Origin of the sequence: Staphylococcus sp. HMSC034G07 (assembly GCF_001835975.1) — a bacterium.
Taxonomy (GTDB): Bacteria; Bacillota; Bacilli; order Staphylococcales; family Staphylococcaceae; genus Staphylococcus; species Staphylococcus ureilyticus.
The window spans coordinates 68,703-88,577 of record NZ_KV826607.1; the positions used below are offsets into that span (position 1 = coordinate 68,703).

At 32.4% G+C, this 19,875-nt stretch carries 20 protein-coding genes; 10 read left to right on the forward strand and 10 right to left on the reverse strand.

Going from position 1 to position 19,875, the window contains the following annotated elements; genetic code table 11:
* Nucleotides 1-389 precede the first annotated feature (389 nt).
* Nucleotides 390-1,886, reverse strand: coding sequence for a glycosyltransferase (locus HMPREF2586_RS05640; protein ID WP_070658139.1), 1,497 nt, complete (start codon nt 1,884-1,886; stop codon nt 390-392).
* A 290-nt stretch (nt 1,887-2,176) separates the two neighbouring features.
* Here HMPREF2586_RS05640 and panB point away from each other — a divergent pair, with 290 nt between their 5' ends.
* Together panB and panC are read left to right on the forward strand one after the other, a co-directional pair.
* The gene (gene panB, locus HMPREF2586_RS05645; protein WP_070658137.1) at nt 2,177-2,989 is read left to right on the forward strand and encodes a 3-methyl-2-oxobutanoate hydroxymethyltransferase; all 813 of its coding nucleotides are present in this window, start codon (nt 2,177-2,179) and stop codon (nt 2,987-2,989) included.
* The gene (panC, locus tag HMPREF2586_RS05650; RefSeq protein WP_070658135.1) at nt 2,986-3,834 is read left to right on the forward strand and encodes a pantoate--beta-alanine ligase; all 849 of its coding nucleotides are present in this window, start codon (nt 2,986-2,988) and stop codon (nt 3,832-3,834) included. The genes panB and panC overlap by 4 nt, the downstream gene beginning before the upstream one ends.
* A gap of 64 nt (nt 3,835-3,898) precedes the next feature.
* On the opposite strand, the gene ptsG is transcribed toward panC, so the two are convergent.
* From ptsG to HMPREF2586_RS05665, 3 genes are all read right to left on the reverse strand, one after another.
* The gene (gene ptsG, locus HMPREF2586_RS05655) at nt 3,899-5,914 is read right to left on the reverse strand and encodes a glucose-specific PTS transporter subunit IIBC (RefSeq protein ID WP_070658132.1); all 2,016 of its coding nucleotides are present in this window, start codon (nt 5,912-5,914) and stop codon (nt 3,899-3,901) included.
* 180 nt (nt 5,915-6,094) lie between these two features.
* Nucleotides 6,095-6,931, reverse strand: coding sequence for a glucose PTS transporter transcription antiterminator GlcT (gene glcT, locus HMPREF2586_RS05660; RefSeq protein WP_046206911.1), 837 nt, complete (start codon nt 6,929-6,931; stop codon nt 6,095-6,097).
* A 213-nt stretch (nt 6,932-7,144) separates the two neighbouring features.
* Nucleotides 7,145-8,104: a cation diffusion facilitator family transporter gene (locus HMPREF2586_RS05665; protein ID WP_046206910.1), complete on the reverse strand. Its 960-nt coding sequence runs from the start codon at nt 8,102-8,104 to the stop codon at nt 7,145-7,147.
* Nucleotides 8,105-8,305: 201 nt separating this feature from the next.
* On the opposite strand from HMPREF2586_RS05665, the gene HMPREF2586_RS05670 reads away from it, so the two are divergent.
* Both HMPREF2586_RS05670 and HMPREF2586_RS05675 read left to right on the forward strand, forming a co-directional pair.
* Nucleotides 8,306-9,082, forward strand: coding sequence for a 3-hydroxybutyrate dehydrogenase (locus HMPREF2586_RS05670; RefSeq protein WP_046206909.1), 777 nt, complete (start codon nt 8,306-8,308; stop codon nt 9,080-9,082).
* A 341-nt stretch (nt 9,083-9,423) separates the two neighbouring features.
* Nucleotides 9,424-10,842, forward strand: coding sequence for an anion permease (locus HMPREF2586_RS05675; RefSeq protein WP_046206908.1), 1,419 nt, complete (start codon nt 9,424-9,426; stop codon nt 10,840-10,842).
* A 96-nt stretch (nt 10,843-10,938) separates the two neighbouring features.
* Here HMPREF2586_RS05675 and HMPREF2586_RS05680 read toward each other — a convergent pair whose 3' ends face one another.
* Complete coding sequence (locus HMPREF2586_RS05680; protein ID WP_070812677.1) at nt 10,939-12,066, reverse strand: zinc-dependent alcohol dehydrogenase family protein; 1,128 nt, start codon at nt 12,064-12,066, stop codon at nt 10,939-10,941.
* A 15-nt stretch (nt 12,067-12,081) separates the two neighbouring features.
* Nucleotides 12,082-12,930 carry an AhlS family quorum-quenching N-acyl homoserine lactonase gene (locus HMPREF2586_RS05685; RefSeq protein ID WP_046206906.1) on the reverse strand — a complete coding sequence of 283 codons (849 nt, stop codon included), beginning with the start codon at nt 12,928-12,930 and terminating at the stop codon, nt 12,082-12,084.
* Between the two features lie 276 nt (nt 12,931-13,206).
* Here HMPREF2586_RS05685 and HMPREF2586_RS05690 point away from each other — a divergent pair, with 276 nt between their 5' ends.
* From HMPREF2586_RS05690 to HMPREF2586_RS12705, 3 genes are all read left to right on the forward strand, one after another.
* Nucleotides 13,207-14,160 carry an NAD(P)-dependent oxidoreductase gene (locus HMPREF2586_RS05690; protein WP_070658129.1) on the forward strand — a complete coding sequence of 318 codons (954 nt, stop codon included), beginning with the start codon at nt 13,207-13,209 and terminating at the stop codon, nt 14,158-14,160.
* Between the two features lie 14 nt (nt 14,161-14,174).
* Nucleotides 14,175-14,540 (forward strand): cupin domain-containing protein, encoded by a 366-nt coding sequence (locus HMPREF2586_RS05695; protein WP_046206904.1) that lies wholly within the window; start codon nt 14,175-14,177, stop codon nt 14,538-14,540.
* A 331-nt stretch (nt 14,541-14,871) separates the two neighbouring features.
* The gene (locus tag HMPREF2586_RS12705; protein WP_141752923.1) at nt 14,872-14,967 is read left to right on the forward strand and encodes a type I toxin-antitoxin system Fst family toxin; all 96 of its coding nucleotides are present in this window, start codon (nt 14,872-14,874) and stop codon (nt 14,965-14,967) included.
* A gap of 156 nt (nt 14,968-15,123) precedes the next feature.
* Here HMPREF2586_RS12705 and HMPREF2586_RS05700 read toward each other — a convergent pair whose 3' ends face one another.
* Entirely contained in the window at nt 15,124-15,801 is a 678-nt protein-coding gene (locus HMPREF2586_RS05700; protein WP_070658127.1) for an SDR family NAD(P)-dependent oxidoreductase, read from the reverse strand.
* Nucleotides 15,802-15,951: 150 nt separating this feature from the next.
* Here HMPREF2586_RS05700 and HMPREF2586_RS05705 point away from each other — a divergent pair, with 150 nt between their 5' ends.
* Nucleotides 15,952-16,506: a TetR/AcrR family transcriptional regulator gene (locus tag HMPREF2586_RS05705; protein ID WP_070658125.1), complete on the forward strand. Its 555-nt coding sequence runs from the start codon at nt 15,952-15,954 to the stop codon at nt 16,504-16,506.
* A gap of 249 nt (nt 16,507-16,755) precedes the next feature.
* Here the strand turns inward: HMPREF2586_RS05705 and HMPREF2586_RS05710 are convergent, their stop codons facing one another.
* The 3 genes from HMPREF2586_RS05710 to HMPREF2586_RS05720 form a co-directional block, all read right to left on the reverse strand.
* On the reverse strand, nt 16,756-17,040 hold the full coding sequence (locus tag HMPREF2586_RS05710; protein ID WP_256324346.1) for a hypothetical protein: 285 nt from the start codon (nt 17,038-17,040) through the stop codon (nt 16,756-16,758).
* Between the two features lie 64 nt (nt 17,041-17,104).
* Nucleotides 17,105-17,284, reverse strand: a complete 180-nt coding sequence (locus HMPREF2586_RS05715) for a hypothetical protein (protein ID WP_083310402.1) — start codon at nt 17,282-17,284, stop codon at nt 17,105-17,107.
* Nucleotides 17,285-17,317: 33 nt separating this feature from the next.
* On the reverse strand, nt 17,318-17,935 hold the full coding sequence (locus HMPREF2586_RS05720; RefSeq protein ID WP_070658120.1) for an NDxxF motif lipoprotein: 618 nt from the start codon (nt 17,933-17,935) through the stop codon (nt 17,318-17,320).
* A gap of 561 nt (nt 17,936-18,496) precedes the next feature.
* Here HMPREF2586_RS05720 and HMPREF2586_RS12710 point away from each other — a divergent pair.
* Nucleotides 18,497-18,589, forward strand: a complete 93-nt coding sequence (locus tag HMPREF2586_RS12710) for a type I toxin-antitoxin system Fst family toxin (RefSeq protein ID WP_107519008.1) — start codon at nt 18,497-18,499, stop codon at nt 18,587-18,589.
* A 723-nt stretch (nt 18,590-19,312) separates the two neighbouring features.
* Nucleotides 19,313-19,444, forward strand: a complete 132-nt coding sequence (locus HMPREF2586_RS05725) for a beta-class phenol-soluble modulin (RefSeq protein WP_070812661.1) — start codon at nt 19,313-19,315, stop codon at nt 19,442-19,444.
* Nucleotides 19,445-19,875: the final 431 nt, after the last annotated feature.

Sequence of the window (19,875 nt, forward strand, 5' to 3'; positions counted from 1 at the left end):
TGTCTTTATGCTCATCTTCATTTTCTTGAGCAGAACATCCAACTAAGACTAAACACAACATGATAATCAATAATTTAAATTTATTCATTGTTACTCCTTTTTAAAAAGTATAATCAAAACAAATATTGACGAACAATAAAATAGTTTAAAAAACAATTGCAATTAACATTAATATAACACGCTGTATATAAGAGACAAGTATTTTATTCAATTTATTAATATTTTAAATCACAACGACCAACCTTCAAATGGATAATAACAAAATAAAAACAGTGACACTGCTTTGATTAAGCAATGACAACTGTTTTTTCGTATATGTTTTATTTTGTAAAATATGCAGCAGAAACATACTGATTAATATATGATAAAGAGAGACAGAAAAAATTTTATTATTTAGTATACCCGATGTCTTGAAATAGTTTTTTATAATTTTCTACAGCTTTATCATGACTAAGTTCGGGTCTAGTCTGTACGTTATTAAATGGCTCATCGATGATTTTAGCCATACAGTCAGCAAACGCTTTAATATTATCTGGCTCAACGAGATAACCATTCACACCATGATTTATAATCTCTGACGGTCCATATCTCACATCATAAGCAATTACTGGACAACCAACTTCGATACTCTCCATGACAGTTAAACCAAATCCTTCAAATTTACTTGTTAAAAGTGAGGCTTTTGATTGTTGAAATTCTCTCAAAGGATTATTCGTAAAAGCGTTGATTTCTACTTGATCCTGAATGCCAAACTGCTCAATTAAATCCAACAACACTTTTTTCTGTCCATCTTCATCCATACCAAATATGGATAATTTCGTATCATAGCCATAATCTAAAAATTGCTTATACGCTTTAATTAAATGGTCTACTTGTTTTTGAAAACCTAATCTACCTATAAAAACAAAGCGATCTAACTTATTTTCGTTTGCAAGTGATTTATAAGTTTTAATCGAATGTGGTATTACTGATAATTGTCTTTCATCTAGTGGTACTTGGCTAAAAATATCTTCTTTTTGTTTTTCAGTTAATATTAAATATTTTTCTACTTTTTCAGAATGATTGAGCGCAAATTTATATGAACCTTTCATTTGTTGTCCATTCAAATGACTATTATGAAAAACTAAAATATTTTTAGTCGCATGGGTTTGATTTAATAATGGTTCATCTAAAAGTCTAGCATCATTAAATACTACATCATCCTCACTGAACCGATGGTCGAAATAATATTTAAATAATGCTTTTTCACTATTAAAGGATAAGTAAGGTCTATCATCTTTATAAAGTTGGATATAATCTAAACTTTCTCGCTCTGTATTAAAAAATTTTTTACAGTATATAGCTCCGTATGTATCAAAATAAACTTCACATAATTTTGAAAAAGGTTTATGCGTGTAATAAATTTTTCTATGCAATTGACCAAATTCATTATATTCCCAACGTTCTAACCGTTTTTTACTAATAGATGACATAAAATCTTCAAGTTGAACTATATTGCTATTGTCATAATATTTTCTGTACAATACATAATTATTATTTTTGTAATATCTCATAACATTTCCATCTTTAAAACTTTTACTTTCCAACCCTTCGAGTTCACGGTCCATCGTTTGATACTTTGGTTGCTTTTTAAATTTAGTCTTTGGCGTTTCTAATAGTTTGAAACCACTCAGCCAATCATATAAATTTTCAAATTCTGTATGTTCTGTCACCTTTCCTTCATTTATAAACTTTTCATAAACAGATGGATAATTGGCATTATAATTCGTTGTTAAAATTTTACTTTTGATTCCCAATTCACTATCTATTAATTTTATTCGGCTTAGCAATGCTTTAGTTCTGCCTCCATGTACTGGTGGTAATGTGCTCGTTATTGTATAAATCATGATTTCCCCTCATTCTCATCCCTGAAGTCTATTATTGATATCATTTGCTTTAATAAATTTTAAAACTAATAATTTATATTGTGTATTTTACTTATTATTTACTATTTATTATAAACTAATATGTATTACACACCTAATATTATTTGCAATTTAGTCGATTTTTCTCGTAGAAAACATTTTAATTTATTTATCAAGTATAAAAAGATGTATTAAATTAATTTTATTTTTTGAATACATTCGTTAATATATGATTAAATATAAAAATATTGAGACAACGGAGTTGAGTTTAATTGTTAACATTAAAACATTTAATTGATATGAAACAGCACGCAAATAAAATTTCAATGGTTACAGCTTATGACTATCCTAGTGCAAAACAAGCAGAATCTGCACAAATCGATACCCTTTTAGTTGGTGATTCTTTAGGTATGACTGTCTTAGGTTATGAAAGTACAGTTCAAGTAACAATGTCAGATATGATCCATCACGCGAAAGCTGTGCGACGTGGTGCCCCTAATACATTTATGGTTGTTGATGTTCCTTTTGGCGCTGTTGGCATCAGCGAACACTCTGATTTAGAAAATGCTATAGCTTTATACAAACAAACTAGTGCAAATGCAATCAAAGTTGAAGGTGCACATTTAATTGATTTTATAAAAAATTGTAATCACATTGGTCTACCAGTCGTTTCACATTTAGGACTTACACCACAAAGCGTTGGTATTACTGGGTACAAGATGCAAGCCAATACAAAAGAAACAGCACAGCAACTCATAAATGATGCTTACGCTGTACAACAAGCTGGCGCCATTATGCTCGTTTTAGAAGCTGTTCCGAGTGATTTAGCTGCACAAATCACCAAAAATTTAGACATCCCAGTGATTGGTATAGGAGCAGGTAAGGATACTGATGGACAAGTATTGGTTTATCATGATGTGCTGAACTATGAAGTGCCACACCAAGCTAAATTCGTCAAGCAATATGGAGACTTTTCCAGCGGCATAACAGCTTTAATGCAGTATCATAAAGAAGTCAAAAACGAAATATTTCCTGATGAATCACATACGTATAAAAAACAAATTATGGATGAGGTATCAGAATGACAACATTAATTACATCTATTCAAGAAATGAGTAAACTAAGTGCAAATTTAATAGAAAATAATCAGTCCATCGGCTTTGTTCCAACCATGGGTGCTTTACACGAAGGCCATTTGGAAATGATGTCACAATCCGTAATGGAAAATGATGTTACAATCATCAGCATTTTTGTAAATCCACTACAGTTTGGACCAAATGAAGATTTTGATGCATATCCTAGGAATATAGACCAAGATAAAATTAAAGCAGCATCGGTTGGTGTAGACTATATCTTTTATCCTGAAGCAGAAGAGATGTACCCTGAAGAACCTATGATAAAGTTAAATGCTGGTAGGCTCGCCACTGTTTTAGAAGGTGCACAACGTCCTGGCCATTTCAATGGTGTCATCACAGTTGTTAACAAGTTATTTAACATTATTCGCCCACAACGTGCGTATTTCGGCAAAAAAGATGCACAGCAACTAGCTATCGTCGAAAAAATGGTCATGGATTTTAATCATCCAATAGACATCATTGGTGTTAATACAGTACGTGAATATGATGGTCTCGCTAAAAGTTCACGCAACGTTTATTTGACGCATACAGAACGACAAGAAGCGCCTGCACTATATAAAAGCTTACAGTTAGCAAACGAACAATATCTTCAAGGAGAGCGTAATAGTGCCAAATTAATAGACACAGCTAAAACATATATTGAACAGCATACATCCGGTAACATAGAAACGGTAGCTATATATAGTTATCCAGAATTAGAAGCAATCACACACATTAAAGGGAAAATTTTCATTTCACTAGCTGTAAAATTCAGCAAAGCACGTTTAATAGATAATATGATTATCGGAGATTAATACTTTTTTTCTACAAAAAACCTCTTAATTACACGATATTGTGAATTAAGAGGTTTTATATATATTATAATTTAATTAACACTTCTCCTGTGTCGACTGCACCGTCATGTGTTGTTTTAATCTCGTGTTCTCCAGAATTAGTTACGATAATAGGCGTAATGTCACTTTTTGCATGTGTTTTAATATAGTCTAAATCTACAGTCATAAGTGATTGACCTTTTACAATCGTGTCTCCAGAATCTACATGTACTGTAAAACCTTCTCCTTGCAATCCAACAGTTTCTAAACCAAAGTGTATTAACACTTCTACACCTGATTCAGATTTTAAACCTATCGCATGTTTGGTAGGGAAGACTAACTCTACTGTGCCATCAAACGGTGCCACAACCTCTCCATTATCTGGATAAATCGCAAGACCATCACCCATTAATTTATCACTAAATACTTGGTCTGGTACTTCATCCAACGGTATTGTACGACCTTTAAGTGGTGCATAAATCGTTTCACCTTCAACTGTAACTGATTCATTCATCGCTTCACTTTCAATCGTTGTCTCTTCTGGTTTTGTGATATTACCAGCGATAATTTGTGCCATATCATGCTTAATTTGATCTGATTTCGGCCCAAAAATCGCCTGCATATTATTGCCTACTTCTAGTACGCCTGAAGCACCTAGTTGTTTCAAACTTTCAACATCTACTTGAGATTTTTCATTAACTTCTACTCTTAAACGTGTAATACATGCGTCAAGATGTTTAATATTTTCTTTTCCACCCATTGCATCTAAAACTTTAAATGGTAACTCACTTACTGATACAGAATTATTTTGCATTTCTTTATCTTCTCTACCAGGCGTTTTATAATTTAATTTTTTGATAATAAATCTAAATATAAAGTAATAAAGTATTGCATAGACTATGCCTACTGGAATAACAAGCCACCAAGCTGTCTTATTAGGTAAGATATTCAACAGTAAGAAATCAATAAATCCACCTGAGAAAGTATAGCCTAAATGTACATTCAATAAGTACATAATTAAGAAGCCAAAGCCGTCTAGCACTGCATGAATAAAGAACAAGAGCGGTGCTACAAATAAGAACGAAAATTCTAACGGTTCTGTTATACCTGTAAGAAATGATGTTAAGGCACCTGATAACATCAAACCACCAACCACTTTACGATTTTCTTTCTTTGCCGAATGATAAATTGCTAGAGCAGCAGCAGGTAGTCCAAACATCATTACCGGAAATTCCCCACCCATAAATTTACCAGCTGTCAGTGGTACGTTTTCAGTGATTTGAGCAATAAAAATTCGCTGGTCTCCATGAATAATTTGTCCAGCCGCATTTTTAAAACTTCCAAATTCAAACCAGAATGGTGCATGAAAAATATGATGTAAACCAAATGGTATTAACAAACGTTTAATAAAGCCAAATAAGAATACGGCTATACCTGTATTAGATTCTAAGAGACCTTCACTGAATGCATTTAAACCATATTGAATGGTTGGCCAAATCCACGCCATAGGAAATGCAAGAATGAAAGAACACGTTGCCATCATAATCGGTACAAAGCGTTTACCAGCGAAAAATCCTAAATAACTTGGCAATGAAATATTATAGAATTTGTTATAACACCATGCAGCCAACGCCCCAATGATAATCCCTCCAAACACACCTGTCTGTAAGGTAGGTATGCCTAGTACATTTGCATAACCACTAGCAGCATCACTGACATTATCTGATGTAATACCTAAAAATGCACCCATGGTTTTATTCATAATCATAAACCCTACAAATGCAGCAATCGCAGCAACACCATCTCCGCCAGCTAAACCGATAGCCACGCCTAATGCAAAAATCATAGGTAAATTATCGAAAATGACAACCCCTGCGCCTTCCATCATTTGAGCAACATGTTGAAATCCATCTGCTTTAATAAATGGGAGATAAGATTGTAAAACGTCTCCTTGTAAAACTGTCCCAAAAGCTAATAACAAACCGGCTGCTGGTAGAATGGCCACAGGTAACATCAAAGCCTTACCTATACGTTGAAGCTGACCAAAAAATTTCTTCCACATAATATATCCTCCATTTTCAAGAAACTATGTAACGTTCATGTACAAAACATAATATATTATAAGTCCCTTTATTTTTCGTCAAAACAAGATCAAAGGCACAAAAAAAGGCATGAGTAAATAAACTGAGCTTTTGCTCTGTCTAAGTACTCATGCCTGATCGAATCAGTTACACGTGCTTATTTATTGTTGTGTTAAGTGGTTGATATGTAACGTTAAATAAATAACTTCTGCTTCGTATACCGTGACACCTAACTGTTTTTGCATCATTTTCATTATTTTGACAGCAACATTATAGCACAGCGGATAATGCGCTTTCAACATCTTTTCAAATTCAGTTTGCGACTTGATCGTTTCACCTATACTCAGTCTTCTAATTAAAAATTGAATATGTCTAATAAATCTTTGATATTGTACAGACGTCGTATCAATAGATTGGTGTAAATCATGCTCCACAATTTGAATACATTTACTGATTAAATCATTAATGTTATTCATTTCACTCATTGTTAGCTTTTCCATATTAGATGCAATATGTAATGCTATAAAACCAACCTCATCTTCTGGAAATTGAAGTGACAATACCGAATTGAGTTTATAGATAACTGAAGCAGCTATTTTATAAGCTTCAGGGTATAGATGTCTCGTTTCGATTGCAAAAGGGTTACTAATATATTGGTTTTGCGTGAGTCGTTTATATGCAAATATAATGTGATCCGTTAACGCTACAATTAAGCGATTATCATCAATTTCTAAATCTGTATTAGTAATCATATTAATCGCTTCAATAATCGCTTGAATGACAGAATCATCGGCATGTTCAATAAGTGCTTTATAATGTTCTTGTTGCTTTTTCTGTTCTAGCGCATAAACTTTTTCTATCATTGTCTCATCATCTACAACCATCCCTGGTCTCTTATTGAACCCGATTCCTTTGCCAATAAGTACCACTTCACGCTCTTGATGCATACAAATAATAACATTATTGTTTAATGGTTTTGTAATTTGATATTGACCCATCATATACACCTTTCTAAGTTATTGCTTAAAATTATATAGCGTATTTTTATAAATTAAAACTAAGAAGATGTAGTTCTTTCAAATTAATCATATTTTATAAAAAGGATGGTGTTTTTCTCTATCTCGATAATGAAAGTTTGTTTAAATTTTATATTTCTCTCTGTCTATATAATCAAACATTCAACAAATTAAATTTCTACAAACACTGAATAGTTATGATTTCAAATTTTCATAATATGTCTTAGAATGACTATTGATGCTAAGGTTTTCAATTTGTAACGTTGTGTGCTTGATATTGTATTTATTTTCCAATAATTTAGAAACATTATTTATGACATTAAATGATTCATCCTCAGACGGAGCACTTAGTACAACATGGGCACTTAAAGAAAAGTGTTCCGTGGTTATACTCCACAAATGAAATTCATGAACATCATCAATCCCTTTTATACTTTTCATATCAGCAATTAATTTATCAATATCGAACTTTTCAGGCACAGCTTCCATCAATACAAACCAAGCATTTTTAGCAATTTTCCATCCACCACGTAATATAATTAAGGAAATGATGATACTGATGATTGGATCTATCATCTGCCATCCTGTTATGTGGATTAACACGACAGCAACAATAACACCGATTGAGTTTAATAAATCCCCCATGAAGTGCCATAATGCGCTTTGAACATTGATATTGTCTTCCTGTTTTAAAGAACGTACAAGCACGATTGTCAAAACGATATTAACGAATAAACCAATCGTGGCTATGATAACCATAACACCACTTTCAATTGGTTGTTGATAAATCATTCGCTTAACTGCTTCATACAGTATCCATAATGAAATAATCATTAATGCTAAACCATTTAAAAAAGCAGCTAATATTTCTAATCTCAGATAACCAAATGTAAAACGTGACGTAGGCTTTTTCGTTGCAAAATATATCGCAACCATAGACAAACTTAACGCGATAACATCACTTAACATATGAAACGAATCAGATAACAATGCTAAAGAATTTGAAAGTATGGCACCGACAAACTCTACTATGGTAAATATCAGTGTAATAATAAATGTTATCCACAGTGTTAATTTAGAGTTTTGTTGCTTTTTCCGATGATCAACGTGATGAAAATATTCTCTCCTACTCAATAACTTTAGCCTCCTATTCATTTTAACTACACTAAATTATACCTTCTTTCTAAAATGAATTATACTATTATTTTATATTAAAATATAAATATTATTGAATTGTTTGTCTTTCTATAATCGAACTCCCACAAAAAGAGCATATATAGTACAATTAAATCCTTTATTTTACTAATCCATTGAACAAATGTAAGCTAAATATGATATAAAAAGGGAGGCAAACATATGTTAAAAGACAAAATCGCAATTATTTCAGGTGCAGCGAGTGGCATTGGGTTGGAAATTGCTCAGGTGTTTTTAAATGAAGGTGCAAAAGTTGTATTTACCGATATTAATCAAGATGCATTAAATCGTACAGTTGAATCATTTAAATCAAATGGCTTTGATTGTATTGGTGTTACTGCGGATGTTTCTAATGAAAAAGATGTCGAAGTATTAGTGGATAAAACCGTAAAACAGTATGGACAAATTGATATTTTAATTAACAACGCAGGCCTTCAAAACGTGGCAAATATTGAAGATTTTCCAACTGATAAATTCAAACAAATGATAGATATTATGCTAGTTGGTACTTTTATTATGACAAAGCATGTACTTCCGCTAATGAAGCAACAACAATACGGACGAATTTTAAACATGTCTTCTATCAACGGACTTGTAGGATTTTCTGGCAAATCTGCTTATAACAGTGCCAAACACGGAATCATCGGTCTAACAAAAGTTACAGCTTTAGAGGCAGCCGAAGATGGTGTGACAGTCAATGCGATCTGTCCTGGATACATTGATACACCACTCGTTCGAGGCCAAATGAATGACCTTGCCAAAACAAGAAATGTGAGTGTTGAACAAGTATTAGAAGACGTACTATTCCCATTAATTCCACAAAAACAACTTGTAAATATTCAAGAAGTTGCTGATTATGCTGTATTCATTGCTAGCGATAAAGCTCAAAGTGTCACTGGACAAGCAATCGTAATTGACGGCGGCTATACAGCACAATAATTTTTAACAATTACAAAGACGATTGCTTTATTTAAAATTTGTAAAGCAATCGTCTTTTTATAATATATATGAGCATGAACGCACAGTACGCGCAGACAAACCGAAGACTTCCCGAGTGTGTAAAACCCATATTAGCTATGTTTCCATGATCAATTTTCGTATAAGTACATAAACTGATTTCTAGTTTTTCTAATATACCTCAAAACTTCGAATAATTTGATTCACAAAATGAATCATTCAGTATTTAATTGTCTATAACCTTTTTTCTTTACATCTCTTTTTTATAAGTATAAATTGATAACTGTAGTAGGTAACCTGTATAGAAAGAAGGAAATTGTAGTATGCAAAACTCAATAAAGTACCGTAAATTCATTTTACCTTTAGTGATTGGTATACTTATTTGGCTGCTCACCCCTTTCAAACCAGATTCACTTAGTATACAAGCTTGGTATATGTTTGCTATTTTTGTGGCAACGATCATTGCTTGTATCACACAACCAATGCCTATTGGAGCTGTATCTATACTAGGTTTTACTGTCATGGTAATTACAGGCGTCTCTGATATAAAAAATGCCGTACAAGGTTTTGGCAATAATAGTATTTGGCTCATTGTCATAGCTTTTTTTATTTCAAGAGGCTTTGTGAAGACAGGCTTAGGACGACGTATCGCATTACAATTCGTTAATCTTTTTGGTAAAAAGACCTTGGGACTCGCGTACTCACTCGTAGGCGTAGATCTTATATTAGCACCGGCAACACCTAGTAATACTGCACGTGCAGGTGGTATTATGTTCCCAATTATTAAATCTTTATCTGAATCATTTGGCTCAGACCCAAAAAAAGGTACAGAAAGAAAAATGGGTGCTTTTCTAATTTTCACTGAATTTCAAGGTAATTTAATTACTGCTGCAATGTTTTTAACTGCGATGGCTGGTAATCCGCTCGCACAAAACCTTGCAGAAAGCACTGCGAATGTACATATAACATGGATGAACTGGTTCTTAGCTGCACTTGTGCCAGGCTTGATTTCTTTGATCATAGTACCGTTCATTATTTATAAAATATATCCACCCAGTATTAAAAAAACGCCAAATGCTAAAAACTGGGCACATAAAGAATTAATGAAAATGGGTAAAATATCCATTCCAGAAAAATTTATGATTGCTATTTTTATCATAGCACTCGCTTTATGGATTACTGGAAGTGTCATTCAAATAGATGCTACATTAACAGCATTTATTGCACTTTCACTCTTACTCATTACAGGCGTTTTAAATTGGAAAGATATTTTAAATGAAACTGGCGCCTGGAACACATTAATTTGGTTTTCAGTGCTTGTATTAATGGCTGATCAACTTAATAAACTGGGCTTTATCCCTTGGTTAAGTAAGTTAATTGCATCCAGCTTAGGTAATTTTAGTTGGCCAATCGTGCTCATATTATTAATTGTTTTCTATTTTTATTCACACTATCTTTTTGCAAGCGCAACGGCACATGTTAGTGCGATGTATGCTGCACTATTAGGAGTCGCTGTCGCCGCTGGTGCACCGCCATTATTCAGCGCTTTAATATTAGGTTTCTTCGGTAACCTATTAGCTTCAACAACACATTATAGTAGCGGTCCTGCACCGATACTATTTTCTGCTGATTATATAAGCCAAAAACGTTGGTGGACAATGAATTTTATTCTCGGTATTGTTTACTTTATCGTTTGGATTGGCATAGGATCAATTTGGATGAAAATGATTGGTATCATGTAATATGAACTCACAACGTTTTTCTATTATAAAAAGGTTAAGTTGTTTGTTGATTTTACGCGCAACTTAACCTTTGTTTTATATATTTTGAATTATTAATTAAGACATTTTGATAATAATTCTACCGGCATCGCCATTTGCTAATTGATCAAACCCTTTATTTATCTGATCTAATGAGATAATATCACTGATTAATGGATCAACATTGAGTCTGTTTTGACGATATAAACTCACGAATCTTGGTATATCACGATCAGGAACACAACTTCCAACATATGAACCTTTAATCGTCCTCTCTTCAGCAGCTAACGTTACTTGTGAAAATGAAAATTCTGCTTTTGGATCAGGTAAACCTGTGGTCACTGTTGAACCACCCCGTTTTGTTATCGCGTATGCTACTTGCATTGCAGGTACTACACCTGCTGTTTCAAACACGTATTCAGCACCGCCTGTTACGCAAGCTTTAACATCATCAATCACATTTTCATCACTTGAGTTAAACACTGCTGTTGCACCTAAAGTTTTAGCAATTTCAAACTTGTCTTCGTTAATATCTAAAGCAATAATTTCATTAGCACCAGCCAGTCTCGCACCTATTATAGCATTGAGTCCAATGCCACCCAGACCCACTACAGCTACGTTACTCCCCGGTCTAATCTGAGCTGTATTTATAACAGCACCTATGCCTGTAATGACAGCACAACCAAACACTGCTGCCCGTTCATATGGAATTCCTGGATCTATTTTTACTATTGAATTTTCTGAGACAACAGCATATTCTGAAAATCCAGAAACACCTAAATGATGATGTATGACATCTTTTTCTTTAGATAGTCGGAACCCACCTTCTATCATCTCACCTTTCTCATTGGAAGCTGCACCATTTTCACATAATGCTGGTCTTCCTTCACGACATGGTATACATTTGCCACAACTAGGGATAAAAGTACAGACAACGTGATCTCCAACTTCAAAATCACTAACACCTTCACCTAGTTCTATAATTTCACCTGCAGCTTCATGGCCAAGTGCCATAGGCATTGGTCTTGGACGACTCCCATTAATTACTGACAAATCAGAGTGACATAAACCCGCGGCATGAATTTTAATTAGCACTTCATTTTGTTTAGGGGCGTCAAGATTTAAAGTTTCTATTTTTAAAGGCTTCATTTTTTCATATGGCCCTTCAACACCCATTTCATATAATACTGCAGCTTTTGTTTTCATTGCTTCACACATCCTTTACTCATAATATCCATCCGTAGACTTTCTAAAAGATTCAAATTGGTTACCATCATGGCCAAACCAAATCTCTGCGTTCTTTTCTTGAGCAAGGCGCTTAATATATTCCACTGAATTTGCCCAACCAACCGAATCATAAAGAATACCAGGTGGTTGTAATTTAGGTTCCATACTTTCTTGTGTGTAAATAGCATCAGAGGCTAAGATGAGTGTTCCTAACTCTTCAGTTTCAATTTCCAAACCAATCATTCCCCAGGCATGTCCACTACCAAAGTTAAGTACTTTCACACCATCTACAAGGTTTAGATGTGCTTGATCTCGCGCTATAGTTTGCCAAGTCAAATCACTTTTAATCCAAGCATCGATATCACTCCAAATGTACGCACCTTCTTGTTGATTACGCGCATAGCACTTCATTGCACCACTGAATTCATCATCGTGAACAATTACAGTTGCGTTTGTAAAATATTCTAAACAACCAGCATGATCAAGATGTAAATGGGAAGCTACTACTATATCCACATCTTTAGGATCGACACCTAATTGTTCTAGTCTATTTGGTAAGTGGCATGATTCATCCGAAAAATAAGGGAAAGCTTTTTGTGTTGCATTAATCCATCGTCCTTCTTCGCCCATTGAATTCGGATTACAAGCAGTATCAAATAATATCTTAGCATCAGGATGATCTATAAAAACGGTATAAATAGGAAATTCATGTAGTTCATTTTCTTTATTTGGATTATCTAATGTCGCTTGGTTTGAATTTGCAATCATTAAATTTTTATCCATTTTCATTCGCCCATTATCCAACACATATATTTTCATACGGTCTTTTTTTATATTCACCATACCAATCACCTCTTAGTATAATATTACACTAAAATGTAAGGGTTTTCCATAAATATACTAATACTTGCACTCAACACTTATATAAAAATGAATTATTATATTTTCACTTGAAATTCAATCAACTTTCGACACTTTTCTACGTATAAATGCAGTTTGTCCATATCACACAAAACACACAATACACTTTGGCACTTTTTACATACCCAAAACACCAAATAGTGCTAAAATTAAATTGAAAAATGTGAATATTTTCACATAATAGGAGGAGACGATTTTATGAAGAAGATTTTTATCGCTGGTGCTATCCCAGAAACCGGGCTTAATCAACTTGAACAACATTTTGACGTAGATATGTATACTGGTGAAACGCTAATTTCCGAAGCATTATTAATAGAAAAAATTAAAGATGTAGATGCATTAATCACTTTATTATCTACTAACGTGAGCCGAAAAGTTATTGAAACTGCACCAAAATTAAAAATCATAGCTAACTATGGTGCTGGTTTTAATAATATTGACATTGAAGCTGCGCGTGAACACGATATCAATGTGACAAACACACCCATTGCTTCAACCAATTCAACTGCAGAGTTAACAATGGGTATTTTACTTGCTGTTGCAAGACGTATTCCTGAAGGAGATCAACTTTGCCGTAATGAAGGATTTAACGGTTGGTCACCGTTATTCTTTAGAGGACGTGAAGTATCTGGTAAAACAATTGGTATTATTGGATTAGGTGAAATTGGTACTGCCGTTGCAAGACGTGCTAAAGGTTTTGATATGAATGTGCTTTATTCAGGTCCTAAACGTTATGAAGATAAAGAAGCTGAATTAAATGCAGAATATGTTTCACAAGACGAACTTTTAAAACGTTCAGACTTTGTAACTTTAAACTGTGCATATAATGAAAAGTTAAAGCACATGATTGACTATAATGCGATCAAAAAAATGAAACCAACTTCATATTTAATCAACGCATCAAGAGGTCCAATTGTTTATGAAGAAGAATTAGTAAAAGCCCTAGAAGAAGGTATTATTGAAGGTGCAGCACTTGATGTGTTTGAGTTTGAACCGAAAATTACTGAAGCACTGAAATCAATGAAAAACGTAGTTATCACACCACATATTGGCAATGCAACATTTGAAGCAAGAGACATGATGGCTGATATTGCAGCATCTAACGTAGTTAAGCAACTGAGCGGTGAACAACCAAACTATATTGTAAACTGACAGGAGTGAGAAATATGTCACAAACATCCAATCGCTTTTTTAAAATAAATGAGTTACAACATTTTTCTGACGATGCAGCGAAAAAAACCATATTTTATGAAACGCGACATTCAGCTGGTGCGGTTTGGTGTCTTAAACCAGGACAATCATTACCTTGTCACACACATAAAGATGCAGATGATGTTTGGATTGTACTACAAGGCGAAGGAACATTTTTCACAAATGATAATGAACAAAAACCCATTAAAGCCGGAGATATATTCGTTTCATTCCCAGGAGATGCGCACGGCATGACCAACACCGGTGATGAAGACTTTGTCATGTTAGGTTTTGCTACACCAATGCCATTAGACTTCAACCCATATGAATGTGCACAATAAGTGCGACATATTTTAAATATTATAAAACCAAAACCACCTGCTTGCGGGTGGTTTTCTTTTGGGCTATGAGCCTGATTTAGTGGTTAAACTCTAAAGTGGTATTGGATTAATTTTAATAACCTTTATATTCTTTAACACTTGATTTATGTATTTTTATCATGTTTTTTCTTGCTCTTGTATATATATTTCTGTTATTGCTTCATTTATCCCCTATTTTACTAACATCATTCAACTTGTGGGAAGTAGATGTGCTTACATATTTACCAATGATATAATAATGAAGTCGTCGTTCTACTTCTGTGTTTTAACTAACATGGAAGGTAGGGACACCATGTTTAACACTCTATTTGTAGTACTTATATCGCCTATTATAGTAGGCGTTATAGTCACGTTGTTTTCACATTGGTTAAATAAGCGTGATAAATAATCCGACGGCGACATAACCAAATACACCAAAAAGAGCCCGATAACTATGTCCGTAGTTATCGGGCTCGATGTTCACCATGTAAACACTCTATTTGTTGTTTATATTATAACATCATAGTGAGTAGGAATGCAAAATGCTTTAAGTGCGATACACTATTTAGGAAACATCAAATTTTTTTATGCCTTTTGGAAAGGTTTCTTCAAATTTCCCTTTTTCTTTGTATAAATCATACCAGGCCTCTGCAATAGAATCTGGATCACCTATTGTTCCAGGTTCTATCAATGTTCCTATTGCAAGATGTCTTACGATTATCTCTTTATCTTCCAGCTCATTGTAAAGATTTTCAGCATAATTACGCAATCCAGCTCCTATAATGCCAGCATTTCCAGCAAAAGGTAACGGGAATATTGTAGATACACCTGTTGTAAATAGGATTGATCCACTTCCTTTATTTATCATATCTGGTAAAACTTCGTTAACTAACTGAATTGATGGGAATAGATAAGTTTTTGACATTTCTGATATACTCTCTGGTGTAGTTTCTAATATATTTGTAAAGCTATCTTCTTTTGCATAAGGGCTAAACTCTATGACATCTATAGAACCGAATTCAACTTTAATTGCTTGGATAGATAGTTTTAATGCTTCCAAGTCTGTAATGTCAGCTGTAAAAGTTTTCACCTCAATGTTTAAGTTACTCAGGTTTTCTTGAATAACTTCTAATTTTTCAGTATTTCGAGATATAGCTGCTACTCTAAATCCTTCAGAACCAAACTTTTTAGCTAGTGATAGTCCTAAACCAGTACCTGCGCCTACAATAACAAACGTCTTCATTTAAGCAGCTCCTTGTTTGTGATATATTAAAGCAACAAAACGTTGCTATAAATAAAATATACAGTCAGTAAAATGATTTAACAATCAACAAACTATACTTAAATGTTGCTATAACAACAAAACTTTTAAATCGTTGAGGAAGTGGTTCAAATGGCAGAAAAAGTAAAAAATTTGAGAATGACACATACGAAACAGTCATTAATTAATGCCTTTTTTAGTTTGGTTAATAAAAAAGATTTTGAGAAAATAACAATAGCAGATATCACAAAAGGCGCTCAAGTAAACAGAGCTACGTTTTATGCGCACTTTGAAGATAAATATGATCTAATAGACTATATTATGGAGGATTTTGCTACAGTTTCTATTAAAAACTATATCTCATTTGATATGATTTTTAATCAAGAAAATATAAGCCAACTCATTTTAGCAGTTCATGATTTTTATAAAGAACCTAATATTGAATGCAGAAGCAGCTATGCTAGGTTAGCATTACCTCAAATGAGAGAAAAAATATTAAGAGAATTGAAACTTGTTTTATCAGAGAGCCTGAACGACAATTATGCAGATAGAGAAAAAGCCATATTTGTTCCTATTTTTGCACAAATGATTCATGAAGGTGCATTACAGTTAGTTGATAGTAATAATACGGTAGAGAAGGAAACATTAGCTAAGAAAATTGCATTATTTATAATTGGGAAAGCTTAATCGTTTTTAGTTATTGAAAATAAAAAGTCGACAAGTATAAGTGATTCAAGTTGCGAAAAAATGTATGCATTAAGGACGTCCTTTGATTCAACAAATGTTAAAAAAATTATCTTGATTTAATATCTATGAATGCAAATAATGCTTCTCATAGCGTCTCAACTTTCATAAAATGTAATTGAATTAAAATTTTATCAAATGCGCAAGAAAAGAGTGTGCAAATGCACACTCTTTTTATAAAAGATATTCTTTTCAGTTTTCCCGTCCATTTTCTTCAACTTCTGTTGTTGCTTTTTTAAAAAACATATCATAAATAAAAGATAAACTGGCTAATATGAAACCTAATGATAACAAGCCATTTAAATTCTTATTTTCATAGATATTTACTAAACCTAAATTTCCAATCTTATTACCGAATTGATTAAGATTAATATTTAAACTCATATAATCCAATAGTGTTGTTATTAAAAGAATAATTAAAATAATAATAATGGCATCTTTAAGTGCTTTAAAAAGTTTAGTTTTAATATTTATCACCCTATAATATTCAATTTAACAAAATTGATTTATTCCAATACCTCTCACTAACAAATAGATTTTCTTAGTATATACGTCTGCCCTGTTTTTTGTTGTAGGAAGGTTTCCAAAATAAAACCACTGCCATAAATATTAAAAAATAAATAATAAACCAAAAATCTAAATGACTTTGATTTACTTGCTGATATATAAAGATAAACATTAAAATAGACATAATTAATTGTACTGAAAAACGCAACCACATAATATATAAACTCCTTTACTTTATCTTTTTCAATTATTTAAATACTTTAGTTTTTATGTCTTTATTTTTCAAAAACTTATCAACTTCGTTTTGTTTTTTGCCATTAACTTCTTTTTTATATTGATCATTAATCTTATTTAGTTTTTTAGCATCTTCTAATGAAACATCATCGGATTCAGAATGTTTATTTAGTTTTTGTATATGACTGTTTATTTTATTAAGAAATTGATTGGTTGATGTAATATAATTTTTTGTTTTAATCGTTCCTTCTTTGTATCCTCGAGGTAAATCATTATTTTTTATAAACTTAGAAAAGTTATCATCATTTTCATTTGCTAGTTTAGTTAATTTATTTAGTTTTTTTGATTCTTTTTTAGTCAAGTTATCTTTATTTCTTATTTTCTCAGCGTTTTTGAATATACTATCATATGTATTTAAATAAGTTTTAAGGCTTTGCCTCATTTCTTTTCCACTAATATTTTGGTTTGTTTTATTTGAAGAGAACGCTTGTTTTGGTATTGGTGGGAGAGTTTCTTCTTCACTAGTATTTGATTTTTGCTTTACGGAACTACTTCCCTCACTGCTACATGCGCTAGCGCTAAATACTAAAACCAAAGTCATTAAAATAAGCAAGAACTTTTTAATATTCATTTTACTACCCCTTTTTTAATATTTTGAAATTTTAATTTGCTATGTACATCTAACAAACACAATATCATAAAATATATATTTTGTTGTGTGTATATTTAAAAAATTATGTTAATAAGGTTATAACTTAAATATGCAAAATCAAAGGATTTATATTGATTTTTAATCGATTTAACAAGATTAGACTAGGATATAGCATGTTTGATTATGATTGTACTTAGAGTCGTTGTACTAGTAAGTAGTGAGCAATAACTAAAAAATAACCATTCCCAACTTTTGACCGAGTAGGTAGAATGGTTATTTACGATTTACTGAAAGACTACCGTTTTTCGAACGGACTCATGGGATAACATGTTGGCTTTTTTGTAATTATAAATACTACATGTACAATGTATGCGGGAAAATTTAGAAATTGTATTGTTTTATTATAAGTATATCTATTTTAGATTTGGGCGACATAATTCAACTTATCGGAAGTACATATGCTTCAAAAGATACAGATGGTATAATAGTGAGGTCGCCTTAACTTCCGGCGGTATTTTCGGCGGAAGGAGGTGAGCATCTGTGGACTTTTTATTCGTAACGGTTATTGCACCTGTGATAACTGGATGTATTGTAGCTTGTTTTACCTATTGGTTAAACCAACGCAATAAATAGGCGACTATCCATATCACATAAAGAGCCCCAACCTACGGCAATAGGTTGGGGCTCGGTGTATATCTATGGACTTTCTATTCGTTACTTGTATTATAACATCATAGTGGAGAGGAATGCAAAACTGTGTGTTCGATATGATTAATGTGTATTTTTTAGCAAAGTTATTATGTCTTTTAAGGGTATACTAATTTTCGTTAATATAAAAGCTTTGTGCAGTTGCAAAACATACTTAGAAATATTAAACATACTATCATTGGTATATTTCGGTTTTTTTCAATAGGATCATTTTTAATACAGAAATAGAATTTAATTTTATATAAAGTTGTAAAAATGAATTATACTTAAGGGTGTCTTGTCAACATATAATATATTACAGCATTAATGACTAGGAAAAAGAAAATCACACTAAACACATTAAATTTAGTTGCGAGTGTAATATTTGAAAACAATGTGATGATAAATATTATAATTCCTATAATTGCTATTACATTGAATATTGCTAATTTATTTTTAAGTATAATTCTCCATTTTGATTGAGAGATTGATAAGTATTCAAGACACTTTGGAACTTAAAATCGTCACTTAGGAAGTGCTACACAATATAATAATAAAATTTTTAAGACACTTTGGAACTTAAAATTATCAATTGGGAAATATCACACAATATAATAGTAAAATGTATTATATTGTGTTTGTAACAATAATATTTAAGGAGTGTTCTAAATGTCAGAAATCGTAAATTCATTAAAAGAAGCGATCGAATCAGGAATCAATCAAGACTGGGTAACTATGGGTACAAGCATCGCAGATATTGTAGCTAAAGGCGTTGACTTTGCTTTAGGTTTCGTCGGCTAATTTTAAATTTATAATTCAAAAGAACAAAGCTTGTTTGAATCCAAACAAGCTTTGTTCTTTTTATTATTCTGATTATATTTTCAACAATAATTTATTTTTATAACAAAAATCAAGGACTGATAAATTTTACATTTCTACCTACGCTTATTTTTTAATATAAATCGAGGATATAATAAAATCATATTTGAAAGAATTTTTTCTGTATATCTTTTGATGATCTTTATTTTAAGATCTTTTGCTTAAAGAATCGATGTGGTAGTTTCTATCATTTAATTACATATTTCAACTTATCGGAAGTGAATATGCTTATGTATTTACAAATGATATAATAATAGAGTCGCCTATCTCTCAGGCGTCAATTTGACGTAGGGAGGAGGTGTTATTCATGTTGGAAATCCTTGTTCACATCACGACCACAGTCATCAGTGGTT